A 3342-nucleotide genomic window follows, 5' to 3' on the forward strand; every position below is an offset into this window, starting at 1 on the left:
TTCACCGGCCCGGCACCTTCATCACCTTCAGGGCCTTCATCACCTTCAGGGCGCCCGGTCAGGCTCATCAAGCCGCCGAGCCCCTGAATCATGAAGTCGTAGCCCGCACGCTTGGCATAAGGTCCGGTCTGGCCGAAGCCAGTGATCGAGCAATAGATCAGATCAGGATTGATCGCCTTGAGGGTTTCGTAGTCCAGCCCATAAGCGGCCAGACCACCGACCTTGAAATTCTCGATCAGGATATCGGACTTCGCTGCCAGCTCACGAACCAGACGCTGACCTTCGGCCTGAGTAAAGTCGATAGTCACTGACTGCTTGTTGCGATTGGCCGACAAGTAATAAGCGGCCTCGCTGGTGTTCTCGCCGTAAGCATCCTTAAGGAACGGCGGCCCCCAGGCGCGCGTATCATCACCATTGCCCGGACGCTCGACCTTTATAACCTCGGCGCCGAGATCCGCGAGTATCTGGCCGGCCCAAGGCCCGGCCAGTACTCGTGATAAATCCAGTACCCGCAAATGCGATAACGCACCCATGGCCGCTCTCCTATTAATAGAACGCCTGGAGACCGGTCTGCGCACGCCCCAGGATCAGCGCGTGAACGTCGTGAGTCCCTTCATAGGTGTTGACCACCTCAAGGTTGACCAGATGACGCGCAACACCAAATTCGTCGGAGATACCATTGCCGCCCAACATATCGCGAGCCATACGGGCGATGTCCAACGACTTGCCGCAAGAGTTGCGCTTCATCATTGAGGTGATTTCGACGGCAGCCGTGCCTTCATCCTTCATACGCCCCAGACGCAGGCAACCTTGCAGGGCCATGGTAATTTCAGTCTGCATGTCCGCCAGTTTCTTCTGGATCAACTGGGTGGCAGCCAAAGGTCGGCCAAACTGCTGACGATCCAAGGTGTACTGGCGAGCGGTGTGCCAGCAGAATTCGGCTGCACCCAGAGCGCCCCAGGCGATGCCATAACGGGCAGAGTTCAGGCAGGTAAAAGGGCCTTTCAAACCGCGGACATCCGGGAAGATGTTCTCTTCTGGAACGAATACGTTGTCCATCACGATCTCACCGGTGATGGAGGCACGCAGACCGACCTTGCCGTGGATCGCCGGAGCACTCAGGCCTTTCCAGCCTTTCTCAAGGACGAAGCCACGGATATCGCCGGCGTCATCCTTGCCCCACACCACAAATACGTCAGCGATCGGGCTGTTGGTGATCCACATCTTGCTGCCGGTCAGGCTGTAGCCGCCTTCCACCTTGCGTGCACGAGTGATCATCGAACCCGGATCGGAACCATGGTTCGGCTCAGTCAGACCAAAGCAACCAATCCACTCACCGGTAGCGAGTTTCGGCAGGTATTTCTGCTTCTGCGCCTCGGTACCAAACTCGTTGATCGGCACCATGACCAGCGAAGATTGCACGCTCATCATCGAGCGATAGCCGGAGTCGATGCGCTCGACCTCACGAGCGATCAGTCCATAGCTGACATAGTTCAGGCCGCTGCCGCCGTACTGCTCAGGAATGGTCGCGCCCAGCAGGCCGATCTCACCCATTTCGCGGAAGATCGCCGGGTCGGTTTTCTCATGACGGAACGCTTCAAGAATACGGGGTGCCAGTTTGTCCTGAGCAAACTGGGCAGCGCTGTCGCGCACCATGCGCTCCTCTTCAGTGAGCTGCTGATCCAGCAGCAGGGGATCGATCCAGTTGAAGCTAGCTTTACCGGCCATGAGAGAGTCCTCGCGAAGTAGGTCAAATATCGTGGACTGATCCTAGGCGCCGCTTGCGTATTGGGCAAACGAGGATTTTGCATACTGTTGTGCTAATTTCTCACTCCGTGACGACCTTAGACGCCACCTATGCCAACTATTAGTGAGGTTGTCGTACATGCGCAGGAAGATACCCAGCACTGCCGCACTGATCAGCTTCGAAGCGGCAGCCCGCCATGAGAGCTTTACCAAGGCCGCTCAAGAGTTATCGCTGACTCAAGGAGCGATATGCCGACAGATCGCCAGCCTGGAGGAGTTCCTCAGCGTTGAACTGTTCCGACGCTCACGACGCGGCGTGAAGTTGACCGAAGCAGGGCTTTCCTACAGCCGGCGCGTAGCAACGCAACTGGATGCCGTTGAACGGGACACACTGTCAGTGATGGGCCAGCAGGGTGCTAACGTCATCGAACTGGCGGTCGTGCCAACCTTTGGTACTCAATGGCTGCTGCCACGACTCAAGGATTTTCAGCAGCAGYATCCGGAAGTCACGGTCAACCTGACCAACCGCACACGACCCTTTCTGTTTGCCGACACCGACTTTGACGCAGCGATTTACTTTGGTGACGCCGATTGGCCCGGTACCGAATCCCACAGGCTGATGGGCGAGAATCCGATGCCGGTGTGCAGCCCGAGATTACTCGGTGATCACACACACTTGAGCGCCGAAATGATTGCCGACCTGCCGCTACTGCAGCAGACCACACGCCCTTACGCCTGGCGCCAGTGGTTCGACTCACAGCACCTGAATATCCCCCGCGACATGACAGGTCCGCGTTACGAGCTATTCTCCATGCTGGCTCAGGCGGCAATGCATGACATGGGCATCGCACTGATCCCTCCGTTCCTGATTCAGCGTGAGCTGGCGGAGAAACGACTGGTGATTGCCAACTCTCAGGCCCTGTCGAGCATCAAGGCCTACTACCTGATGATTCCTGACCGAAAGGTCGAATCAGCCTCTTTACGCGCATTTCGCGATTGGCTAGTTAACCAGGCACATAGCTACAACCTAGAAGGGCAGGGCTTATCCGCCACAAATTGACCTCGTAGTCAGTTAAATTGAAGCACTACAGATATAAGTATTTGTCGCATTTCAGCAGACTGTACCCTCAGGAGGCACAATCGTCCCACAAGCGCCTAACGGCGTGGCTTTGCAGCCCTGACCCAAAGCAATGCTGTGTCATTCACAGCGCCGATGTGTAATTCCCTGGATTCTGACAGAAATCCTTACAAGGCACGGCCTACAAGGGATTTAGGCGGACACTTGCGACATTCGGTCACAGGGTGACTTGTAGTTAATTTTCCGTCACACGTCATAATCCCTTGAAGGGCACAAAGTTCGCCTGCAAAATGCCGCGCCCCGCCAAAAATAAGGCGGGATCGTGCTGATCGGCCGCCCCAGCCGCACCCTCCGCAGTGCGCTGGCCTTCCAAGAATGATCGAAAGCAATAAGATCAAGCAGGAGATTTGACGTGCACATTGGTGTTCCTCTCGAAACCCAGACCGGTGAAACGCGGGTTGCTGCAACCCCGGAAACCATCAAGAAGCTGATCGGCCAGGGTCATAAGGTCACTGTGC

The 3342-nt window shown here is 56.5% G+C and carries 4 protein-coding genes; 2 read left to right on the forward strand and 2 right to left on the reverse strand.

Annotation, left to right across the window (positions count from 1 at the left end; translation table 11 throughout):
* The coding region (locus tag AC1DH9_RS25555; RefSeq protein WP_477809018.1) for a CaiB/BaiF CoA transferase family protein at positions 1-533 on the reverse strand (533 nt) is incomplete at its 3' end.
* Positions 534-546: 13 nt separating this feature from the next.
* Positions 547-1728 carry an acyl-CoA dehydrogenase gene (locus AC1DH9_RS25560; RefSeq protein ID WP_054594978.1) on the reverse strand — a complete coding sequence of 394 codons (1182 nt, stop codon included), beginning with the start codon at positions 1726-1728 and terminating at the stop codon, positions 547-549.
* A gap of 157 nt (positions 1729-1885) precedes the next feature.
* Here AC1DH9_RS25560 and AC1DH9_RS25565 point away from each other — a divergent pair, with 157 nt between their 5' ends.
* The gene (locus AC1DH9_RS25565; protein WP_477809019.1) at positions 1886-2806 is read left to right on the forward strand and encodes a LysR family transcriptional regulator; all 921 of its coding nucleotides are present in this window, start codon (positions 1886-1888) and stop codon (positions 2804-2806) included.
* A gap of 430 nt (positions 2807-3236) precedes the next feature.
* Positions 3237-3342, forward strand: a 106-nt coding sequence (locus AC1DH9_RS25570) for a hypothetical protein (RefSeq protein WP_218433886.1), incomplete at its 3' end; no start/stop codon positions are given.

Source organism: Pseudomonas sp. 05T35 (assembly GCF_056396605.1).